The organism is Paraburkholderia sp. SIMBA_030, assembly GCF_046535245.1.
Lineage (GTDB): Bacteria > Pseudomonadota > Gammaproteobacteria > Burkholderiales > Burkholderiaceae > Paraburkholderia.
The window spans coordinates 1-265 of record NZ_JAWRXB010000751.1 but is presented as its reverse complement, the minus strand read 5'-3'; the positions used below and the strand labels follow the sequence as shown (position 1 = coordinate 265).

The 265-nt window shown below is 64.5% G+C and carries 1 pseudogene; it reads right to left on the bottom strand.

Features of this window, described 5'->3' with window-relative positions:
* A pseudogene (locus tag SB772_RS41975) lies at positions 1-265 on the bottom strand (hypothetical protein); the annotation flags it as partial.

Sequence of the window (265 nt, the reverse complement as noted above, 5' to 3'; positions counted from 1 at the left end):
ACGCCGTGCGCTACCCTGTGACCATCAGTAGTGGGCGACTCTATGGTCGGGGGAGTCAGTGCGAGCCACCATAGCAGACAGGCCACGCCTTCGAGTACGGCCGCGAAGCCTAGGCCTGGGAGCAGATCCAGCCGCGCTTCCGGTATTCCGCAGAACATCGCGAGTCGTGCCATGACGGGATCGTCCCGCGCAGTCGCGCGGCGCTCGACGTTACTTTCCTCGATGACCTGATACCGTCGAATGTCGGCCGCTTCGGCGTCGAGCG